The following is a 20,649-nucleotide window of genomic DNA, read 5'->3' as shown; positions in this document are numbered from 1 at the left end:
AACGGGGCGCGGCTCCAAACCCAAGGCGGGCCTGACTGGTTTCACGGTGTCGCACCTGCGTTTCGATGATGCGGTGCAGCCGTGGGAAAACGACCACCATGGCTTGCCGGACCGTATTGCCACGCCGCTGGACATCATGATTGAAGGCCCGCTGGGCGGCGCCGCGTTCAATAATGAATTTGGCCGGCCCAACCTGCTGGGTTACTTCCGCACTTACGAACAGACCACCGACGATGGCCGCTGGGGGTATCACAAGCCCATCATGATTGCCGGCGGCCTGGGCAGCATCGACGGTGACCAGACCCATAAGCTGGGCATTCCGCCGGGCTCGCTGCTGATTCAGCTGGGCGGGCCGGGCCTGCGCATCGGCATGGGGGGCGGGGCGGCCTCCAGCATGGGGGTAGGGGCTAACAGCGCCGAACTGGATTTCGATTCCGTGCAGCGCGGCAACCCTGAAATCGAGCGCCGCGCGCAGGAAGTCATCGACGCCTGCTGGCGTCAAGGCGCGGCCAACCCCATTCTGGCGATTCACGATGTGGGGGCGGGCGGCTTGTCCAATGCCTTCCCGGAGCTGGTGAATGATGCTGGCCGTGGCGCCATCTTCGATCTGCGCCGTGTGCCGGTGGAAGAGTCGGGCATGTCGCCTGCGGAAATCTGGAGCAATGAATCCCAGGAACGCTATGTGCTGGCCATTCAGCCGCAGGATCTGGCGCGTTTTGATGCGCTGGCCCGCCGTGAGCGCTGCCCGTATGCCGTGGTGGGGATCACCACGGAAGAGCGCCGCCTGAAGGTGGTGGACGGGGCGCGCGGTGCCGATGCCGAATTGTTCGCCGCGTTGCCGCCGCTGCCGGAAGAGGTGATGGCAGCGCCTTCGGCGCAGCCGCACCCGGTGGATGTGCCCATGAGTGTCATTCTGGGCAAACCGCCGCGCATGTTGCGTGATGTTCAGCATCGCCCGTCGCAAGGCAGCGCGCTGGATTTGACGCTGATTTCGCTGGATGAGGCAGCCGAGCGGGTGCTGCGCCACCCGACGGTGGCCAACAAAAGTTTCTTGATTACCATTGGCGACCGCACGGTGGGCGGCCTGTCCAGCCGCGACCAGATGGTTGGCCCCTGGCAGGTACCGGTGGCTGATTGCGCCGTCACGCTGGCGGATCATGACGGTTTCCGCGGTGAAGCCATGGCCATGGGCGAACGCACGCCGCTGGCCGTGCTGGATGCGCCGGCTTCGGGCCGCATGGCCGTGGCAGAGGCGCTGACCAATCTGGCGGCCGCCGATGTTGCCCGCCTGGAAGATATCAAGCTATCTGCCAACTGGATGGCTGCCTGCGGTTCGGAAGGCCAGGATGCGGCGCTGTTTGACACCGTGTCCGCCGTCAGTGAATTGTGCCAGCAGGTGGGCTTGTCCATTCCTGTCGGCAAGGATTCGCTTTCCATGAAAACCGCATGGGAAGAAGCCGGTGAGCGCCGCGAAGTGGTGTCGCCGGTCTCCCTGGTGATCACGGCGTTCGCGCCGGTGGCGGATGTGCGCAACAGTCTGACGCCGCAATTGCGCACCGATATGGGCGATACGGTTCTGATTCTGGTGGATCTGGGGCAGGGCAAGCATCGTCTGGGGGCTTCCATCCTGGCGCAGGCCTTTAATCAGTTGGGCGAAGCCGTGCCCGATATTGATGATGCCGAATCCTTGCGCGCGTTTTTCGCGGCCATCCGGGCGCTGGCGGAAGCAGGCAGCATTCTGGCTTATCACGACCGTTCCGATGGCGGTTTGTATGCTGCGGTCTGCGAAATGGCTTTTGCCGGCCATACCGGGGTGTCGATCAATCTGGATATGCTGACTTTCGATGCCAGCGTGGCGGATTGGGGCGATTACAAGATCCGGGCCGAGCAAGTGTCGGTGCAGCGTGATGAAGCGACGCTGAAGGCATTGTTTGCCGAAGAGGCGGGCGCGGTCATTCAGGTTCGCGCCGAAGAACGCGACGCCGTGCTGCAGGTTTTCCGTGGCGCTGGCCTCTCGGTGCATACCCATGTCATTGGCGCGCCCAACAAGACGGATGAAGTTGAGTTTTACCGTGACGGTCACCGCATCTGGAACCGTCCGCGCGCAGAGCTGGGCCGCATCTGGAGCGAAGTCTCCTGGCGTATCGCTTCGCGCCGCGACAACCCGGCATCGGCCCAGGCAGAGTATGACACCTGGCTGGATGTATCCGATCCCGGCATGACGCCGCGTGTGGATTTCGATCCGCAGGAGGATATCGCGGCGCCGTATATCGCGACCGGTGCGCGGCCGCGTGTGGCCATCCTGCGTGAGCAAGGGTGCAACAGCCACATTGAAATGGCCTGGGCGTTCGATAAGTCAGGTTTCGAGGCGGTGGACGTTCACATGACCGACCTCTTGTCTGGCAGGGCTACGCTGGAATCCATGCAAGGCCTGGTAGCCGTGGGCGGTTTCAGCTATGGCGACGTGCTGGGCGCAGGTGAAGGCTGGGCGCGCACGATTCAGCTTAACGATAAATTGGCGCAGCAGTTTGCCGCATATTTCGCCCGCCCCGATACCTTCGGCCTTGGGGTCTGCAACGGCTGCCAGATGATGGCAGCGCTGTCTGCGATGATCCCCGGCGCGGAGAACTGGCCGCGTTTCACGCGGAATCAGTCTGAAAAATACGAAGCGCGAGTGTCCATGGTCGAAGTCCAGGGCTCGCCTTCGCTGTTCTTCAGCGGTATGGAAGGCGCGCGCATTCCGGTGGCGGTCGCGCATGGCGAAGGCTATGCCGACTTCTCCTTGCAAGGCGATCGTTCGCGTGTGCTGGCGGCTGCCCGTTTTGTGGATCACCGCGGCGCAGCCACCGAAGCATATCCGTTCAACCCCAACGGCAGTCCGGACGGTCTGACGGCCGTGACGACAGCGGATGGCCGTTTCACGGTCATGATGCCGCACCCGGAACGGGTCACGCGCAACGCCATGATGTCCTGGGCGCCGGATAGCTGGGGCGCGGCCGATCAAGGCGGGGATTACTCTCCGTGGCTGCGCTTCTTCCGCAATGCGCGGGTGTGGCTGAAGTAACAGTGTCTGCGGGCTTGCCGCCGCCTGCTTGGCTGATGATGGTCAAGGCGCGACGGGCAGGCCGGGCAGCAGGATGCAATGATGCGGGCCGCCATGGCTTTTCTATGTCTGTCAGGTTGTGGCGCGGTCAGCAGCGGTAAGGCGGGCAGGCGGCGGGCACGGCAATGTCTTTGATGTTGTTTGCCAACTTCCTGGTCCGCTGTTTTTGATTTATACTAAAGAGCTTTTTATAAACTTTTTCAAGGAACTGCCCTCATGGTGGTGATTCGTCTGGCCCGTGGTGGCTCCAAAAAACGTCCTTTCTACAACGTGGTTGCTGCTGACTCGCGCAACCGTCGTGACGGCCGCTTCGTTGAGCGCGTGGGTTTCTACAATCCCGTCGCCCGTGAAGGCGAAGAAGGCCTGCGCCTGTCGCTGGAGCGTCTGCAATACTGGGTCGGCAACGGTGCTCAGCTGTCGCCCGTCGTGGCTCGCCTGGTCAAGGAATACTCGGCCAAGGTTTCGGCTGCGGCCTGATAGATGACTGACGCGCCGCACAGCCAAGCTGGCGCCAGTGCGCCGGATAATCTGGTTGAGCTGGGCCGTATCGTCTCTGCCTACGGTTTAAGGGGCTGGGTCAAGATCCAGCCCCATTCCGTGCGTTCGGAAGCTTTATTGACCGCCAAACGCTGGTGGCTGGTACCGTCTTCGCGGACATCAGGTCCCGTGCTGCAAGAGGCGCGGCCCTGGAAAGTCAAACTGTCCCGCACGCAGGGCTCCACGATTGTTGGGGCGCTGGAAGGCATTGCTGACCGCAATGATGCCGAAGCGCTCAAGGGCATGCTGGTCATGGTCGCACGCAGTGATTTCCCGGAAACCGATGAAGGGGAATACTACTGGGTCGATTTGATGGGTTGCCGGGTTTGGGGGCTGGATGATGCTGGCGCCCAGGCTGTCATGGGCGTGGTGGCGGATGTTTCCGATAATGGCGCGCATGCCGTGCTATCGGTGCGCCGTCAGCAGGAACAGGACGGGCTTTGGGTGGATCTGCTGGATGACAAAGAACGTCCGCTGACGTCTTTGGTGCCTTTTGTGGATGTGCACCTTCAAGAAGTCGATTTGCCGGGTCGGCGCATCGTGACGAACTGGCCACTGGACTTCTGATGTGAGATTCAGCCTGGCCGCAAGGCTGGGCAATGCGCAAGTCTTGGGGCTGTTGCGGCGCCGAGCTTGTGGTATTTTTCGGAAAGCTGGCTAAGGCCAGCTTTTTGCATTTCATGGCGCGCCGGTACGGGCCGCTATGTCGCAGGTGTCTTCTGGTCTTGCGGCTATTTGCGTACTATTTGATAAAGGCTTGCGCCTGCCATGCGTTTTGACGCCATTACCCTGTTTCCTGAAATCTTTGCCGGCATCACCGGGCATGGGGTGACCAGCCGCGCCTTGGCGCAGGGCTTGTGGTCATTCCGGGCCTGGAATCCGCGGGATTACACCCAGGATGTGCATCGGACCGTTGACGACCGTCCTTACGGCGGCGGCCCGGGTATGGTCATGCTGGCCGCGCCGCTGGAAGCGGCTGTGCGGGATGCGCAGGCGGATCGCGAGTGTCTGGGCTTGCCGCGGGGGCAGGTCGTCCTGCTGTCGCCGACGGGGCGGCGTTTTGATCAGGCGGCTGCGGCGCAATGGGTGGAGGGGCCGGGGAAGATTCTGGTCTGCGGGCGCTATGAAGGGGTGGACCAGCGCTTTGTCGATCGTTGCGTGGATGAGGAATGGTCGCTGGGCGACTTTGTCCTGTCTGGCGGGGAGCTGGCAGCCGTGCCTATGATGGATGCCTGCGTGCGGCTGCTGCCGGGCGTGCTGAATGATGATCAGTCGGCGTTGCAGGACTCATTTCATGTCAATCTGGACGGTTTGTTGGATAGCCCGCATTACACCCGGCCAGAAATCTATGATGGCGAGCCGGTTCCCGAAGCCTTGCTCTCCGGCCACCATGCGCGCATTGCGCGCTGGCGGCGGGATCAATCTTTGCGCTTGACCCTGGCGCGCCGGCCAGAGTTGATTGACGCGGCGCGTCGCAATGGCAAGCTGGATAAAGCAGATGAAAAATTCCTGCTAAGCCTGAAGGCATAAGGCAGGGTTAGCATTGGCTGAAGGGATGGGCCACAGTCAAAACAAGATGCAACCCTAGAAGGCTGAATGGGCTTTCCGGATGAGAGAGCGGCAGGGCGGGCAGGCAGCAAGGCCTGCATGTGCGCGGCATTGGCGGCAGGCGGCCATGCCTGGATTTAGGGCTGGCCGGATGGGTGTTTGCAGCGGGCGCCGCTACAATCGTATATAAGCGAGGGGTAAATGTGACGGGTAAATATTGATGCCCCAAACGTATGCCTACACCATGCCCTAAATACCTGCCCTGATTGGGCTGGATGCCTTGATGCGCCAGGAATGTACGCCATGCTCAAAGAGTTTTATGAACTGTCAGTTTCGCTGCTGGAAATCACTGGTACTCTGGCCATCCTGATTGGGTCGGCGGCAGCGACCTGGCAATTCTTCAGGCAATCGCGCCGTGATGGCTATGCCAAGGCCTACCATCCATTTCGCTCCACATTGGGGCGCAGTATTCTGCTGGGCCTGGAGTTTCTGGTGGCCGCAGATATCCTCAATTCATTGGTGATTGCCCCCACGCTGGATGACTTGCTGATCCTCGCGGGATTGGTTCTCGTGCGTACTTTCCTGAGTATTTCTTTAGGCGTGGAAATTAACGGTCACTGGCCTTGGCAGGATACGCGCTTGGAGCGTGAGGAAAAGGCGGCGTCTGGCAGGCAGGCCTAGGTTTTCCCAATTCCGGCGGCGCCAGGGCAGCGCGGACAGCGTTGCTTGGATGCAACGGGCGCGCAGCCGGCGTCATGATGGCGAATTGATTTGCAGCGCGGCTTTGCCGCATGCTTGCCGGGTGTGATGCGGCGAATTGGGTCGGCTTGTCTGGGTGAGGGAAATATTAATATGTAACAGTGCTGGCTATTTTAGCCAATATCGTCCAGAGTGGGGCTGGGGATATTTTTCCCTTGGTAAATTTAGGATCTACATTGAAAACAGAAATCGGTATTGTGAAGTGGTTCAACAACGATAAGGGCTTCGGCTTTATCATGCCTGAGTCCGGCGGCAAGGATCTCTTTGCTCACTATAGTGAAATTCAAGGCTCCGGCCATAAGACACTGGAAGAAAACCAGCGCGTCTCTTTCGTGGCTGCAGACGGGCAAAAAGGCCCTTGCGCAACGAAAATCCAAGTAATTTGATTGTTTGCCCGCTTGTATAAGCGGGCAACTGAAGTCGTCAGGCCGGGCCCGGTGTTGCATGGGACCTGGCCTTTTTATTTGTCCGTCTGGCTTTGAATGCATGCCTTTTAGAGAATTTCTTTGCCTGCTTCCGCTGCAGCATATGCGGGGGGCAGCCTCTGTTGTTGCGTGCCGCAGTGGATTACAGGCGTTGCATCAAGCTTTATTCCGGGATCTGGCCTATGCTGACGCATGGGCTGAAACAAACCTGTTTCAGCGATGGATCGCGGGGATGAAATGAGTACGAAAAATAAAGACCAGAAACCGGGCAAAGAAGCCGTGAAAGCCACGGCGGCGCCCAAACCCATGCCCAACCAGCCGCGCTGGTCTGGCCTGGGCGGCGGAAATACCGGGGTGAAGAAGCCCTCCGCTGTGCATGGCCGTATGCCTACGGGCCGCGGATCGGCACGGGGGCGCTAAGCCCGCTGTTTCGCGGGGCGCAGCGGTGGTGTCCATACCGCTGCCGCCCTGGGCGATGTCTTGACGAAATCAAGGCCTCAAGTTAATTTGAACTGCCGCGAAAAACGGTTGTCATGACGGGTATTTGTGCCATGGCGCCGCATACACGCCGGCTGCGCGTTCGCGTAGCCGGCCAGCGTCTCCCAAACTATTCCTCAGCGTCTCAAACGCTGATGCGACATGTGGAGCGCAAAACATGCCTAAAACGATTGGAATTATTGGCGCTGGCCTTGGTGGGCTGGTGCTATCACGCATTCTGCATTTGAATGGCATAGAAGCCATTGCCTTTGAGGCTGAGTCCTCGCCAAGGGCAAGGCCGCAGGGCGGCTTGCTTGATATCCATGAACACAATGGCCAGCAAGCCCTCATGGCGGCGGGGCTCTATCAAGACTTCTTGGCGCTTGTCCGGCCCGCAGAGGACGCCAAACGCATCGTTGATAAAGACGGCACCGTCCTGCTTGATATTCCAGGCAGTCCGTTGTCACGGCGGCCTGAGGTTGATAGGGGTGAGCTCCGGGCCATGCTGCTGAACTCGTTGCCGGCGTATGCGATTCGCTGGGGCCACAAAGCAGTGTCCATTGAAACGTTGAGCAATGACCGGCATGAGGTCGCGTTTGAAAACGGCAATACTTTCAAGGCGGATCTTTTGGTGGGCGCTGACGGCGCGTGGTCTGCGGTGCGGCCCTTAATGACCGACGCTCAACCCGTGTATTCCGGCACCTGCTTTATCGAAATTGCGTATTCCGCAGGCGGCAGGGATGCTGCAAGACTCGCGGCTATGATCGGTACAGGCACGCTAATGGCGATTGCGCCGGGCAAAAGCATTATTGCGCACCGCAACGCCGACGGCAGTATTTCGGGTTACGCGGCGCTGAATCAAGCAGAGGCTTGGTTCAGGGCCATCGACTTCAGCAATACTCGTCGTGTTCGAGACCTCATGTCAGTGCAATTTGAGGGCTGGTCACAGCCTCTTGTGGATTTGATCCTGATGAGCACACTCGATCATCCGGCTCTCCGTCCCATTTTTTTCCTGCCTGCAGGGCACGAATGGCGGCGCAAGCCTGGGCTGACGCTGCTGGGTGATGCGGCGCACTTGATGTCCCCGTTTGCGGGCGAAGGCGCGAATTTGGCTATGTATGATGGCGCCGAGCTTGCTGGGGCACTGGTTGCGCATCCCGATGACATGGAGATAGCCCTGACGCGCTATGAGCGCCAGATGTTCGCCCGGGCTGGCAGCCTTGCCAAGATATCGGCGCAGAACCTGGCGTTATTCTTTGGGGATGCTGCACCGCAGAGTGCGGTCGGCCTCTTCAAGGGTCTCTGAGACAGCATGATGGGGGCGGGAAGTGCCCAGTTGGCAGAGGCCTGCCGGAAGCGGGCGGTTGGCTGTGGCCCGTTAGGCGTTAGCTGCAGCAGTGGCCGCGCTATGCCAGGTATGAATAGAATCGGGTGTGGCTGTCGCATGGCAGCATTCAGGGGTGCAGCCGCAAAGGAGTTTCAGGCATGCAGGTTCAGCATTTCGAGATCAACAGCGCCGGGCGGGATTTCGCGGTCGGGGACATCCACGGCTGCTATAGCAAGCTGCAGGAAGCGTTGATCCGGATTGGGTTCAATGAGCGTTACGATCGTCTCTTCTCGGTGGGCGATCTGGTCGATCGCGGGCCGGAGAACGAGCTTGTCCTGGATTGGCTGGCCAAGCCATGGTTTCACGCGGTAATGGGCAACCACGACGACATGGCGCTGCGCTGGCCTCTGGGCAATATGCCGGGCGACAATTACCGCAAAAATGGCGGCGGGTGGAACATCGACCAGCCAGCAAGTGCCCAGCAAGCAGTCGCTGCGGCGATGAGCGAACTGCCCATCGCCATCGAGGTGGAAACGGCTGGCGGCATAGTGGGGCTGGTTCACGCGGATGTGCCGAATCGCACATGGCAGCGGTTCAGCGCAGCGCTCAATGGCGAACTCGGGCGGGCGAAAGCGCGCAACGCGCGGGTGATGGCAATGTGGTCGCGCGGCCGAATCACGGATGGCGACAGCTCTGAAGTGCCAGGCGTGCGCGCCGTCGTCGTCGGGCATACGCCATTGCAGCAGCCCGTCGTGCTTGGCAATGTCTATCACATCGACACAGGTGCGGTCTTCGGCCGTGAGTTCACCATTCTGGATCTGGCAACGCTGACGGTCGCATGAAGCACGAGCCAGCGCTCATCGGGCGAATCGCGGTTTACTCGGGCCAGGCGTTCAGGTCTGCAGAATCTGCGTCATGTTGTCAGGGGACTTGATCCGTCCGCTATGCTGAAGCGGTCTGATCTCACCACGCGCGCCAAATATTGGCGGAGTGAGGGCCGGGATTTTGCGGTCGGCCGTGCTGGGTCATATCGAAACGGGGGTTTGTTGCGATAATCCTGGCACGGTTTTGCCGTACCAATGTCCATGAAATAGAAGGCTTGCACAGATGGCACAAGTTCCGAAATACGCTCAGATCGAACATGAACGCCGCTTCTTGATCACGGCAGCTCCCAAACTATCTGATTTACCCTTCCGGTGGATAGAGGATCTGTATATCTCAGCAACCCGAATGCGCCTCCGTGCCATTACCCACGGCGGCGTCCAGCAGCATGAGTTTAAGCTCTGCAAGAAATACCCCTCGGAAGACTCGTTCGCTGGCGCGATTGTGAACGTCTATTTAACAGAGGCTGAGCATGCTGTTTTTGCGCAATTGCCAGGCAAACGAATTCGCAAGAGACGGCATCGCTTGGAATTCGCGGCGACAACATTCGCTGTCGATATCTTTGAGGATCAGCTGGCAGGCCTAATATTGTGCGAGGTCGAAGCGGCGTCGGCCGAAAATTTGCAAGCCATCCCAACACCAGGCTGGCTAGGACAAGAGATTACCGGCGATCCTTTCTTCAGGGGAGGCAACCTTGCGCAGATCAGCGCATCGGACTTGAAGACGAAGTTGTTATCCATGGGGCCGATTGCAGGGCGAGCAGAAATTCTTATGTAGATTTTTGGCGCCGTTGCTCCTCAGCCCTCAATCTCTCTGAACCTGGATGGGTTGCATTCATGAGCGAGCGGGAGGTAATGAGGGTGACGGGCCGGGGAGATCGACAGCTAGTTGCTTGGACTGATTCAAACGCCGGACGGATGCTTTAGACCAGTTCCTCGACGGTCGTGATTTCGTTGCTCATGGCACCCTCAATAGTTGATCTGGAGCGCCGGAATCAGGCCTCGGGTGATCAATTTGACCGCCTGCTTGGCGCAATCCTCCGGCATTCCGTGTTCGATGAATGCGGCCAGCGCGGCGTTGTTGATGCTGGCTTTGTGCTTGGTGTCGGCCTCGCGGCGGCGCTGCTCTGCCTCTTCCGCGTCCTTCTTGGCTTGGGCGCGGTGTGGGTCATCGAGTCGCGCTTGCTCTACGGCTTCCGCCGCTTTGCGTTTTGATTCCTCTTCGGCCTGATCGTAGATGAAACGCCGGATCCCAATTCTTCTGCCGTAGATGCGGTTGCTGTTGCGCCGGCAACGGCGAGCCTCGCCGTAGGCGCTACGCGACAACTGGCCGCCACGGTGACGCCGTCCGGTGCGCCCCAGGGCGGCTGACGCAGAGCCTGATTATGTTCGCGAGTTTGATTCCAGGCAGCATGTCGCTCTAGTCATGGCTCACCTGGGGTTGCCGGAGGCCGACGCGTGGAAGATGACCATGGCCCGCCTAGTGGGGGCTTTGCGCGCGAAATTCCCTCAGATCCAGGGCGATTCCCCGGGGGCCAGGGCGCCTAGCATTGTGGAAATGGAAGAGGCGCTGGCATGGCACGACAAGGTGCTTGCGGCGGCTCCGCAAAGCAAGCGCTAGTCTTTTTTGCGCTGGACATAAGAGCCTGGCAGCGGTGCAGCGAAGGGGGGGGCACAACAAGAGGGCTGATCCTTCGTATCGCCTTTTGCCTTTGAGCTATAGTCTCCGCACTCATAAGTGGATATTAAAATGCGAATTTCTGTGCTGATGCTAGGGCTTATTCTTGCGGGATGTGGAAATTCTGAAGAAGACATATTCAAAGAGAACTGCGAAGACCTGCTAAAGATTTCGGCGGTCGATCCATTCAAGGTCTCTGTGCATAGAATTGATCTTTCCGAAGGCGTGCTGGCAAGAAATAAGGCTGAGGAACTGGCAAAAGAGCCGGGCCAAACGTCAATTAACCCCTCAACGAGGGCTGCTTTCGATACTTGGTACGGCGATAACAAAAATTTGCCGAGGCAGATTTTTGTTCAGATTGATGCCACAGACGAAGGGAAAAGCCCCTGCAGGGAAAAGGTCATTTGCCGGTATTACTCAGACGAGACTCAGTCAAAGTTAGTCTCGGCAAGCCTTTTCGGCGGCAAGAGGGTTACTGAAGGCTACCCGCTGAGGCTATTCCTTACGAGGTCAGTCACCCCAAGGCACATGGATGTTTTCGGAAACCTAAGAATCAAGTAATTTAATCAGAATCACAGGCCCCGGCATTACCGGGGCTTTTTTATTGGAGTGTTACTGCTGGCAGGCGAAAATGTAGGCACCATCTATTACACGGTCGAAGCGGAAACGTGGGGTCTTGTGAATGGCACGCAGGCAGCAGACGGTAGCCTGGATCGCCTGGAGCGCCAGTTCGGCAAGACGGATCGGGCGGCCAGCGAGACCGGCTTTACCATGACCAAGACGGCGGCAGCTATCAGGGGAATGGGCAGCGAAGCGTTACATCGCTACATTGAAGGATGTCTCGGAAGAACGCATCGCACAGATCCGAGAAGAGGCGGCATATGACGAGGTGGCGAGCGCTCAGTGAGGCTCAATTACAGGCAGGAAATCGACGGCCAGCTGTTCTACCATGGATGGTATATCCAGATGGGATAGGCCCGTTGTGGGCCAAGTGGCAATCTGTTTTGAGGAGCAATGGCGTAATTACGGAGCAGAACAAAAAGCCCGCTGAGTGAGCGGGCTTGGCGTAAGTCTTTGAATTCTTTGGCGGACAGGGTGAGATTCGAACTCACGGTACGTTTGCACGTACACCGGATTTCGAGTCCGGCGCATTCGACCACTCTGCCACCTGTCCTGAGGTAACTGCTGCGGTGTCGATGTGTTCAAACGCCGCAGTGGAAGAAGAAAAATATTATATCGGTAGTTTTTCCGGTTGGCAAGGGACGCGGGGTTTGTTTGCGCTGCGGCTCCGCTGGCCGGGGCCGCAGCGCGAATAGCCGGCGGCTTTAGACTTTGCTCAGGGCTTCAGCGGGCGGGGCGTAGTCGGATTGGACTTCCAGCGCTTTCAGTTCCCGCCGCGCCAGCAGGCCGGCTTTGAGCAGCTGGCGCATGGGGAAGGTCAGGTTGGCGGTGTCCGTGTCGGTGTCTGCCGCTGGCGGTGCCAGGGGGATGTCGTTGGCCGGCAGGGCGGGGTCGAGCAGGCCCAGGAATTGATCCAGGGCCTGCTGGATGGCTGGCGGGGTGGCGGGCAGTTCGGCCAGGGCGCCAATGACGGAAGCCATTTGCGAAGCCAGGATGTGGTTCTGGATGACCAGGTTGTTGACTTCGGGCACCAGCACTTGCCGGGAGCGCGGTTCGCGGGTCATGCGGTAGAAGGCTTCGGCCATGTTGGCCAGCGCCGTGTGCAGGTTTTTCCGCGCCAGCATCCAGTTGAGCCTGGCTTGTTCCAGTTCGGTGTCGGTTTCCGGGCCGGAGGCGGCTGCGCTGGCGCGTGCGGCGTTGACGTAAGCCAGGCCGGTGCGCAGGTATTCGCGGTTGGCTTTGAGGCTGGCGCGTGCCATGGGGGCCATGTAGCGCTGTTCCCACCAGGGCAGGATGTAGCTGCAGATCAGCGCGATGACGCAACCCAGGAAGGTGTCCAGCGCCCGTTCGCTGACCATGAAGAGTGAGTTGGGCGAGACCAGGTGGAAGACAATCAGCACATAGACGGTGATGAATAGCGAACTGGCCATGTAGTTCAGCTGGATCAGGCTGTTGCCCAGAACGCTGGCGATGAACATGGCGGCAATCAGCGAAGCGGGCGCGTCGAGCACCGTGAACAGGGCGAGCGCGATGATGCAGCCGAGCAGGGTGCCGATCAGGCGCAGCGAGTTGCGCTGGCGCGTGAGGGCGAAGCCGGGTTTCATGATGGCCACGATGGTGAGGACAATCCAGTAGCCATGAGGGCGCAGGGCTTCAATGGAGTAGCTCAGCGTCATGGCAATGGCGGCGCCGCAGGCCACGCGTATGGCGTAGCGGCAGTGCGGTGAATCCAGTCTCAGGTTGGAGGTGAGCATGTTGAGCCGGAAGTCCTGGCGCGAGAGGAAGTGGCTCAGGGATTTGTTGATGCGCAGCGTGCCGTCCGGCCTGGCGCTGCGGGCGGAACGGGTGTGGGCGTAGAGCCGTTCCACCAGGCGGGCAGCGCCGCGCAGGCGGCGCTGCACTTGCAGCAGGACACCGTAGAGTTCCGGGTCTTGCTGCGGCAGGCCTTGCTGGCGCAGCTGTTCCATTTCATAGTCGATGGCGCGCAGTTCGGCTTTGACGCTAGTGCGTTCCATGGCCGGGCGGCCTTGCGAGACGGCCAGCGCAATGCGTTCCAGGTCGCGTGAGAGTTTGTCCAGGCAGTCGCGCGCGAACAGCATGATGTCGGCGTCGCGCAGGTTGCGCCGCAGCAGGATGTAATCCGTGTGCGTGGCCAGCATGGTGTCCAGGATGGCGATCATGTCGCTGAAGATGTTCCAGAGCATGGAGCGCTCGGAGGTGTGGCTGTCTTCCCCGGGCAGGGAGCGCAGGACGATGTCTCTGGCATCCTGGTGCTGCTCTATCATGGCCGACTGGCGCCGGATCAGGGTGCGGTAGCACTCTTCCAGGTCCTGGTTGACATCATAGAAGGCCGAGCGCGCGGCGATGTAGTCTGCTGTGGCAAACAGGGCGACAGACAGTGATTGGCGGGTCTCGCGCAGGGCCAGCAGGTAGCTGATGCCCAGGCTGAAGGCGGTGTAGAACAGGCCGCCGCTGGCGGTGTAGAACAGGGCAGTGGGGATTTCTGCGGGCGTGAGCGGCGCGTGCATGGTGACGCTCATGAGCAGCAGGCAGCCCATGCTGATCAGATTGCCTTTTTTGCCATAGACCGAAAACATCGAAAAGACAAAGCACTGGGCCACCACCGCCAGCCACAGGATGGCGGGATTGGTGCTGGCCAGGCCAGTGATGGCAACCACCAGTGTGCTGAGCGCGCAGCAGGTCAGCATTTCATTGCGGCGGTGGCGGTGCGGCCCGGGCTGGTCGATGATAGCGGTGCCCAGGGCGCCGAAGGTGGCGGCGATGCCAGCGGATAAATCCCCCAGCAGCAGGCCGAGGATCAGCATGGGTGTCAGCATGCCGATGCTGCGGCGCAGGCCAAGCAGGAAGTAGTGGCTGTAAAGAAACCTGTTCAGCGATTCTAGGCGAATGTCCATGGCGTGGATGATGCGTGGGCCGGAGCGTACGCCTGAACGGATTGGGTTGCCGTCAGGCTGCAGCCGCGTGGCAGACGGTATGGGGTGGGCTGTGGCGGCTATCTGTATGGGGGAAGCAAGCCAGGCGGCCTGTTTCCGGTAAGGAGAAGTATAAGGGCAGGCATGCGCGCTGCGGTGCGTGCAAGCGCCGGGATGTGTCTCTTTGCATCGGATCGCGGGCCTGTCCGTAAGCCTGTGAAAGTTCATGTCTTTCTGGCATACGGGGCGTGTGTGAGGCGCCAAGGAAACACTGTTTCATTGGCGTATAGACAGTTCCGGCACAAACAGGTAAATTCCAAAACTTGCCTTGCCCTGCTATCAGGGGCGGGGCAAGGCAGTCAAAGTCTCCGGGTGATCCGCCCGGACCAATGCGCCGTTATACCGTCGCGGGCCGCGTCACAAGCGCAGGCGTTGCGGCATCCGTTTCGATCCAGAGCGTCCCTTCCCGGGATGCGCGCGAAACGTTGTCGATGATAGTGCCGTCAGGCGGCAAGGCAGGTGGGTGGAGCGGTTCCGTGAATCGCGAAGCGCCACAATGTCCTGTCAGTTTCTGAGGGTGCGTCCGGCTAGCCGCCGTTACCCGTGCGGGCTGCGATCGAGGACGTTTTAGCCGGTACAGAAAGGAATATTCATGGAACTCAATGGCGCAGATATCCTTGTGCGCTGTCTTGCCGACGAAGGCGTGGAACACGTTTTCGGTTATCCCGGCGGGGCGGTGCTCTATATCTACGATGCAATATTCAAACAGGATGCTTTTCAGCATATCCTGGTCAGGCATGAGCAGGCTGCAGTGCACGCCGCCGATGCCTATTCCCGTTCGTCTGATAAGGTCGGCGTCTGTCTGGTGACCAGCGGTCCCGGGCTGACCAATGCCGTGACCGGCATTGCCACGGCCTATATGGACTCGATCCCGATGGTCATCATCAGCGGCCAGGTGCCGACGACGGCCATTGGCGAAGATGCGTTCCAGGAGTGCGACTCGGTCGGTATTACCCGTCCTTGCGTGAAGCACAATTTCCTGGTGCGTGACGTCAAGGATCTGGCCGAGGTCATGCGCAAGGCGTTTCATATCGCCCGCACCGGCCGTCCCGGCCCCGTGCTGGTGGATATCCCCAAGGACGTGACGGTTGCCCGGGCGCGCTATGCGCCGCTCAAGGGCGAGGTCAAGATGCGTTCCTATGCGCCAGTGGTGAAAGGGCATCAGGGGCAGATCAAGAAAGCTGTGCAGATGCTGCTGGCTGCCGATCGCCCCATGCTTTACACCGGCGGCGGCGTGGTGTTGTCCGATGCCAGCGCCGAGCTGCGCGAGTTTGCCGGCCTGGTTGGCGCGCCGCTGACCAGCACCTTGATGGGCCTGGGCGCATTCCCGGCCAATGAGGGGCTGTTCGTCGGCATGCCCGGCATGCACGGCACATACGAAGCCAATATGGCGATGCAGCACAGTGATGTGCTGATCTCCATTGGCGCGCGTTTTGATGACCGTGTGATTGGCAACCCCAAGCATTTCGCGCAGAACGCCCGCAAGATCATTCACATTGACATTGATCCGTCGTCGATCTCCAAGCGTGTCAAAGTGGATGTGCCCATCGTCGGCAACGTCAAGGATGTGCTGCAGGAAATGATCGCCCAGTTCAAGGAACTGGCACCGACAACACGCCGCCCGTCGCAGGACAAGTGGTGGCAGCAGATCGAAGGCTGGCGCGCGCGCCAGTGCATGAAGTACGAGCTTTCCGATGAGCTGATCCGTCCGCAATATGTGGTGGAGCAGTTGTGGGAAGAAACCGGCGGCAATGCCTTCGTGACGTCGGACGTAGGCCAGCACCAGATGTGGGCAGCGCAGTATTACCACTTCAATGAACCGCGCCGCTGGATCAATTCCGGCGGGCTGGGCACCATGGGTGTGGGCTTGCCGTATGCCATGGGCGTGCAGGCGGCGCATCCCGGGGCCGATGTGGCGGTCATTACCGGTGAAGGCTCCATCCAGATGAATATCCAGGAGCTGGCGACCTGCAGGCAGTATCGCTACACCCCCAAGATCATTTGCCTGAACAACCGGTTCCTGGGCATGGTGCGGCAATGGCAACAGCTGGATTACGGCTCGCGCTATTCCGAGTCCTACATGGATTCGCTGCCGGACTTTGTCAAACTGGTGGAGGCTTATGGCCACATCGGCATGCGCATCGACAAGCCCGCGGATGTTCGTCCCGCGCTGCGTGAAGCGTTTGCGGCCAAGGACAGGCTGGTGTTCCTCGACTTCATCACGGATCGCGGCGCCAACGTCTGGCCGATGGTCAAGGCCGGTAAGGGCTTGACCGAAATGCTGCTGGGTTCCGAAGATCTGTGAGGTGGCTGATATGAAACACGTGATTTCCGTCCTGATGGAAAACGAGCCTGGCGCGCTGTCACGCGTGGTCGGCCTGTTTTCCGCCCGCGGCTACAACATTGAGACGCTGACGGTGGCGCCCACGGAAGATCCGACGCTGTCGCGTCTGACGCTGGTGACGGCGGGTTCGGATGCTGTGATCGAACAGATCACCAAGCACCTGAACCGCCTGATCGACGTCGTCAAGGTGGTGGACCTCAATGAAGGCCCGCATATCGAGCGCGAACTGATGCTGATCAAGGTGCGTGCGGTAGGCAAGGAGCGTGAAGAGGTCAAGCGCATGGCTGACATTTTCCGCGGCCGTATTATCGACGTTACCGATAAGAGCTACACCATCGAGCTGACCGGTGTGCAGGAAAAAATCCAGGCGTTCATCGACGCGCTGGACCGCAGTGCCATTCTTGAGACTGTCAGAACTGGCGTGTCCGGCATCGGCCGGGGCGAACGGGTACTGAAAGTCTGATCCCTGCGCCGGGCCAGGGGGCCGGGCGCATTCCGAATTGATTAATTGCATTCCAAAGAATTCCTCAGGAGATACACATGAAAGTTTTCTACGACAAGGACGCCGATCTGTCCCTCATCAAGGGCAAGACTGTTGCGATCATCGGTTACGGTTCGCAGGGCCATGCCCACGCGCAAAACCTGAATGACTCCGGCGTCAAAGTCGTGGTCGGCCTGCGCAAGGGCGGCGCGTCCTGGAACAAGGCGGTCAACGCCGGTCTGGACGTCAAGGAAGTGGCCGATGCCGTGCGCGCTGCCGATGTGGTCATGATGCTGCTGCCTGACGAAAACATCGCTCAGGTGTACAAGGAATCCGTGGCCGACAACATCCAGTCCGGCGCTGCGCTGGCCTTTGCCCACGGCTTCAACGTTCATTACGGCCAAGTCGTGCCGCGCAAGGACATCGACGTCATCATGGTGGCGCCCAAGGCGCCGGGTCATACGGTGCGTGGCACCTACGCCCAGGGCGGCGGCGTGCCCCACCTGATCGCCGTGCACCAGGATAATTCCGGTTCGGCGCGTGATATCGCTTTGTCCTACGCCAGCGCCAACGGCGGCGGCCGTGCCGGCATCATCGAAACGAACTTCCGCGAAGAAACCGAAACCGACCTGTTCGGCGAACAAGCCGTGCTGTGCGGCGGTACCGTGGAACTGATCCGCATGGGCTTTGAAACCCTGGTGGAAGCGGGTTACGCGCCCGAAATGGCTTACTTCGAGTGCTTGCACGAGCTGAAGCTGATTGTTGACCTGATCTATGAAGGCGGCATCGCCAACATGAACTACTCCATCTCGAACAACGCCGAATTCGGCGAGTACGAGGTCGGTGCCAAGGTGGTCAACGAAAGCTCGCGCGCTGCCATGCGTCAGGCCCTGAAGGACATCCAGACGGGTGATTACGCCAAGCGCTTCATCCTGGAAAATGCGGCTGGCGCTGCATCGCTGACGGCTCGCCGCCGCATCATCGCCGAATCGCAGATCGAAGAAGTGGGCGGCAAGCTGCGCGCCATGATGCCCTGGATCGCGAAGAACAAGCTGGTTGACCAGTCGAAGAACTAAGCGGATCCGCTCATGCCTGAGCCGGCCCTGAAGGCAGGGGCCGGGCCAGGCGGATCCTCGCGGGGCGCAAGCCGGGTCACCGGTTTGCGCCCCTGTTGTTTCCGGCATCCGGATCAGGATGGCTCGCCATGCTGGCGGGTATTCGGTTAATCTTCGTCTGCGGCGGCGGTGTGACGGGGGCCTGGAATGTATTGCCCCTCATCTTTTGTGGCCGCCTCTGCCATTTGAACCAACGGAAAACCCTAGCTTATGCCGAACCTGCGTTTTCGTGATGCCGATCATCGACACCGCAGCATTTACCTGTTGCCCAACGCCTTTACCACGGCCAATTTGTTTGCCGGCTTCTATGCGATTGTCCAGTCCATGGGCGGCCATTTCGAAGCGGCGGCGATTGCCATTTTCGTTGCCATGGTATTCGATGCCATGGATGGCCGCGTGGCGCGCATGACCAATACCCAGTCCTCATTCGGAGAGCAATACGATTCGCTGTCTGACATGGCCTCGTTCGGCATTGCGCCGGCGCTGGTGATGTACGAATGGGCCTTGCATGATCTTGGGCGCTGGGGCTGGCTGGCCGCCTTTGTGTACGTTTCGGGCGCGGCCTTGCGGCTGGCGCGTTTCAATACCAATATCGGCGTCGTCGATAAACGTTTCTTTCAGGGCTTGCCCAGCCCGGCGGCAGCGGCGCTGGTGGCGGGTTTCATCTGGCTGGTGGTGGACAATAAGCTGGCAATTGCGCCGGAGAGTCTGGCCTGGATCAGCTTCGGGCTGACGCTCTATACCGGCATTACGATGGTGACGGATGCGCCGTTTTATAGCGGCAAGTCGGTGATGATAGGCCGCAGCGTGCCGTTCTGGGTGATCTCGGTCTTTGTGGCGGGCTTTGTCTTTATTTCCAGCGATCCTCCGGTTGCCTTGTTCGGCTTTTTTGTCGTGTATGGCCTGTCCGGCTGGGTGATCTGGTTGTGGCGCTGGCAGCGTCTGCGGCGCCTGAGTTCCGGCCGCCGCGAAAGCTGATTGCCGGCATGACATGAAAAAAGGGGCGTTAGCCCCTTTTTCTTTTCAGTTGTGCGTTTCAGATGCCGCCAGGCTTAGAAATCAAAATAATTCCAGGGCGAGGTGTCTTCGAAGCGCGGGTCGGGGCCGGGGTAGAAACGCGTCACTTTTTCGCCCGTCATGCCAAAAAAGACATACATCACGGAGTTCCAGACGCCATCCTCGCGGTAGCGGTAGCCCCATACCTGTTCGCGCAGCGATGGCAGCCCCACCCAGCCAGTCCTGGCGGGCGGGCCAAAGGCGCAAGTGACATCTTCTTGTGTCCAGGTGCCGCTACGCAGGCGCTCGAAGGATTCATTGGTCAGCACGGGTTCGCGCTTCAATAAGCGGCCGTCGGCGCTGAAATCCATGGCCCAGGCATATTGCCCTTGCGGCTGCTGTGACCAGACGGCGCGCACGCCGCCATCGGGCAGCGGGCATGAGCTGCTGGGCGCGCCCAGGGTGGCGGTCGCGTTGCCGAGCGTGGTGTCGGCGGGCAGGGTCATGGGGGTGGAACAGGCGCCCAGCAGAACAGTGGCCAGCGTCAGCGGCAGGCTGAAACGGGCAAGGCGGCGAAAGCGGATACGATCGGTGTGCATGGCTGTCGGCTTTTCCTGTGCGCGGGACAGGCGCATTGGATGTTCAGAATTGCGGTGGGTGGAACGATAGAGTTGTTATTGTGCCTCGTTTGCGGTTTTCTTGCGGCAACGTGGCGCGCGCAGCACAGATGGCGCAGGCGGGATGGCATATGCCGTGCGGGCGCGACATCTTTTCTTGGGTTGCTGCCGATGCGGCGCGACAGTTTCGGCCGATATGGGTTATTATTAGCGGCTATACGGAAAACGTATTTAATTGTGTGGCGCAGCCGTTCTGGTTAGTACGACGCAGTGGGTCGCATGACCGGTGCGGGTGCGCATTTTTTCAGCCCACGCCAGGGCACCTCGGTCCTGGCGCATGTCCGAGAGGAATAAATCATGTCTGTCGCAGATATCAAGAAATCCGAAATCGTTTCGCAATTCCAGCGCGCCCAGGGCGACACGGGTTCCCCCGAAGTGCAAGTGGCACTGCTGACGGCTCGCATCAACGAGCTGACGGGCCACTTCAAGGAACACGTGAAGGATCACCACTCGCGCCGCGGCCTGCTGCGCATGGTCAGCCGTCGCCGCAAGCTGTTGGACTACCTGAAGGGCCGCAACCCTGACGCTTACCGCGCCCTGATCGAAAAGCTCGGTCTGCGCAAGTGATCGAAGTCAACGGGGCTGGTTCCCCATGATGCCGACCGTGGGCGATGCAGCGCGAAATGCGCAGGCTCGGCCCCGGTTTTTTTTTGTTGGGGGGGGGGGCGGGGGGGGACGCGGTGAGGG

The 20,649-nt window shown here is 60.0% G+C and carries 21 protein-coding genes and 1 tRNA gene; 18 read left to right on the top strand and 4 right to left on the bottom strand.

All coding sequences use genetic code 11. The annotated features are described in order from the left end of the window. The 10 genes from purL to ACTJGZ_RS02325 all read left to right on the top strand — a co-directional run. Positions 1-3,064: phosphoribosylformylglycinamidine synthase (purL, locus tag ACTJGZ_RS02370; protein ID WP_441661358.1), on the top strand; the 3,064-nt coding region annotated here is incomplete at its 5' end. Positions 3,065-3,319: 255 nt separating this feature from the next. Next, entirely contained in the window at positions 3,320-3,580 is a 261-nt protein-coding gene (gene rpsP / locus ACTJGZ_RS02365; protein ID WP_441661357.1) for a 30S ribosomal protein S16, read from the top strand. A 3-nt stretch (positions 3,581-3,583) separates the two neighbouring features. Then, positions 3,584-4,207, top strand: coding sequence for a ribosome maturation factor RimM (gene rimM, locus ACTJGZ_RS02360; RefSeq protein ID WP_441661356.1), 624 nt, complete (start codon positions 3,584-3,586; stop codon positions 4,205-4,207). Positions 4,208-4,408: 201 nt separating this feature from the next. Continuing rightward, positions 4,409-5,170 carry a tRNA (guanosine(37)-N1)-methyltransferase TrmD gene (gene trmD, locus ACTJGZ_RS02355; RefSeq protein WP_441661355.1) on the top strand — a complete coding sequence of 254 codons (762 nt, stop codon included), beginning with the start codon at positions 4,409-4,411 and terminating at the stop codon, positions 5,168-5,170. Positions 5,171-5,491: 321 nt separating this feature from the next. Next, the gene (locus ACTJGZ_RS02350) at positions 5,492-5,869 is read left to right on the top strand and encodes a DUF1622 domain-containing protein (protein WP_441661354.1); all 378 of its coding nucleotides are present in this window, start codon (positions 5,492-5,494) and stop codon (positions 5,867-5,869) included. A 254-nt stretch (positions 5,870-6,123) separates the two neighbouring features. After that, entirely contained in the window at positions 6,124-6,333 is a 210-nt protein-coding gene (locus tag ACTJGZ_RS02345) for a cold-shock protein (RefSeq protein ID WP_441661353.1), read from the top strand. Between the two features lie 276 nt (positions 6,334-6,609). Continuing rightward, complete coding sequence (locus ACTJGZ_RS02340; RefSeq protein ID WP_441661352.1) at positions 6,610-6,792, top strand: hypothetical protein; 183 nt, start codon at positions 6,610-6,612, stop codon at positions 6,790-6,792. 235 nt (positions 6,793-7,027) lie between these two features. After that, entirely contained in the window at positions 7,028-8,155 is a 1,128-nt protein-coding gene (locus ACTJGZ_RS02335; RefSeq protein WP_441661351.1) for an FAD-dependent oxidoreductase, read from the top strand. A gap of 179 nt (positions 8,156-8,334) precedes the next feature. Beyond that, positions 8,335-9,018 carry a metallophosphoesterase gene (locus tag ACTJGZ_RS02330; protein WP_441661350.1) on the top strand — a complete coding sequence of 228 codons (684 nt, stop codon included), beginning with the start codon at positions 8,335-8,337 and terminating at the stop codon, positions 9,016-9,018. Between the two features lie 265 nt (positions 9,019-9,283). After that, complete coding sequence (locus ACTJGZ_RS02325; protein WP_441661349.1) at positions 9,284-9,835, top strand: hypothetical protein; 552 nt, start codon at positions 9,284-9,286, stop codon at positions 9,833-9,835. Positions 9,836-10,026: 191 nt separating this feature from the next. Here the strand turns inward: ACTJGZ_RS02325 and ACTJGZ_RS02320 are convergent, their stop codons facing one another. Further along, positions 10,027-10,383, bottom strand: coding sequence for a hypothetical protein (locus ACTJGZ_RS02320; protein WP_441661348.1), 357 nt, complete (start codon positions 10,381-10,383; stop codon positions 10,027-10,029). A gap of 25 nt (positions 10,384-10,408) precedes the next feature. On the opposite strand from ACTJGZ_RS02320, the gene ACTJGZ_RS02315 reads away from it, so the two are divergent. The 3 genes from ACTJGZ_RS02315 (at position 10,409) to ACTJGZ_RS02305 (ending at position 11,620) form a co-directional block, all read left to right on the top strand. Beyond that, on the top strand, positions 10,409-10,678 hold the full coding sequence (locus ACTJGZ_RS02315) for a DUF6246 family protein (protein WP_441661347.1): 270 nt from the start codon (positions 10,409-10,411) through the stop codon (positions 10,676-10,678). 129 nt (positions 10,679-10,807) lie between these two features. After that, positions 10,808-11,296, top strand: a complete 489-nt coding sequence (locus ACTJGZ_RS02310; protein ID WP_441661346.1) for a hypothetical protein — start codon at positions 10,808-10,810, stop codon at positions 11,294-11,296. A 48-nt stretch (positions 11,297-11,344) separates the two neighbouring features. Further along, positions 11,345-11,620, top strand: coding sequence for a hypothetical protein (locus ACTJGZ_RS02305; protein WP_441661345.1), 276 nt, complete (start codon positions 11,345-11,347; stop codon positions 11,618-11,620). A gap of 199 nt (positions 11,621-11,819) precedes the next feature. Here the strand turns inward: ACTJGZ_RS02305 and ACTJGZ_RS02300 are convergent. Both ACTJGZ_RS02300 and ACTJGZ_RS02295 read right to left on the bottom strand, forming a co-directional pair. After that, positions 11,820-11,909: transfer RNA gene (locus tag ACTJGZ_RS02300), tRNA-Ser, on the bottom strand. Between the two features lie 151 nt (positions 11,910-12,060). After that, positions 12,061-14,271 carry an FUSC family membrane protein gene (locus ACTJGZ_RS02295; RefSeq protein ID WP_441661344.1) on the bottom strand — a complete coding sequence of 737 codons (2,211 nt, stop codon included), beginning with the start codon at positions 14,269-14,271 and terminating at the stop codon, positions 12,061-12,063. Positions 14,272-14,941: 670 nt separating this feature from the next. On the opposite strand from ACTJGZ_RS02295, the gene ACTJGZ_RS02290 reads away from it, so the two are divergent. From ACTJGZ_RS02290 to pssA, 4 genes are all read left to right on the top strand, one after another. Continuing rightward, positions 14,942-16,654, top strand: a complete 1,713-nt coding sequence (locus ACTJGZ_RS02290) for an acetolactate synthase 3 catalytic subunit (protein ID WP_441661343.1) — start codon at positions 14,942-14,944, stop codon at positions 16,652-16,654. A gap of 10 nt (positions 16,655-16,664) precedes the next feature. Continuing rightward, positions 16,665-17,156 (top strand): acetolactate synthase small subunit, encoded by a 492-nt coding sequence (ilvN, locus tag ACTJGZ_RS02285; protein ID WP_068370122.1) that lies wholly within the window; start codon positions 16,665-16,667, stop codon positions 17,154-17,156. A gap of 77 nt (positions 17,157-17,233) precedes the next feature. Next, positions 17,234-18,250: a ketol-acid reductoisomerase gene (ilvC, locus tag ACTJGZ_RS02280; protein WP_441661342.1), complete on the top strand. Its 1,017-nt coding sequence runs from the start codon at positions 17,234-17,236 to the stop codon at positions 18,248-18,250. A 249-nt stretch (positions 18,251-18,499) separates the two neighbouring features. Next, positions 18,500-19,267: a CDP-diacylglycerol--serine O-phosphatidyltransferase gene (gene pssA, locus ACTJGZ_RS02275; protein ID WP_441661341.1), complete on the top strand. Its 768-nt coding sequence runs from the start codon at positions 18,500-18,502 to the stop codon at positions 19,265-19,267. A 74-nt stretch (positions 19,268-19,341) separates the two neighbouring features. Here pssA and ACTJGZ_RS02270 read toward each other — a convergent pair whose 3' ends face one another. Then, positions 19,342-19,884 carry a hypothetical protein gene (locus tag ACTJGZ_RS02270; protein WP_441661340.1) on the bottom strand — a complete coding sequence of 181 codons (543 nt, stop codon included), beginning with the start codon at positions 19,882-19,884 and terminating at the stop codon, positions 19,342-19,344. A gap of 375 nt (positions 19,885-20,259) precedes the next feature. Here ACTJGZ_RS02270 and rpsO point away from each other — a divergent pair, with 375 nt between their 5' ends. Beyond that, positions 20,260-20,529, top strand: a complete 270-nt coding sequence (gene rpsO / locus ACTJGZ_RS02265) for a 30S ribosomal protein S15 (RefSeq protein WP_068369963.1) — start codon at positions 20,260-20,262, stop codon at positions 20,527-20,529. Positions 20,530-20,649 lie beyond the last annotated feature (120 nt).

It is taken from the genome of Kerstersia sp. (assembly GCF_052103615.1).
Lineage (GTDB): Bacteria > Pseudomonadota > Gammaproteobacteria > Burkholderiales > Burkholderiaceae_B > Kerstersia.
This window is presented reverse-complemented; position numbering and strand designations above follow the sequence as displayed.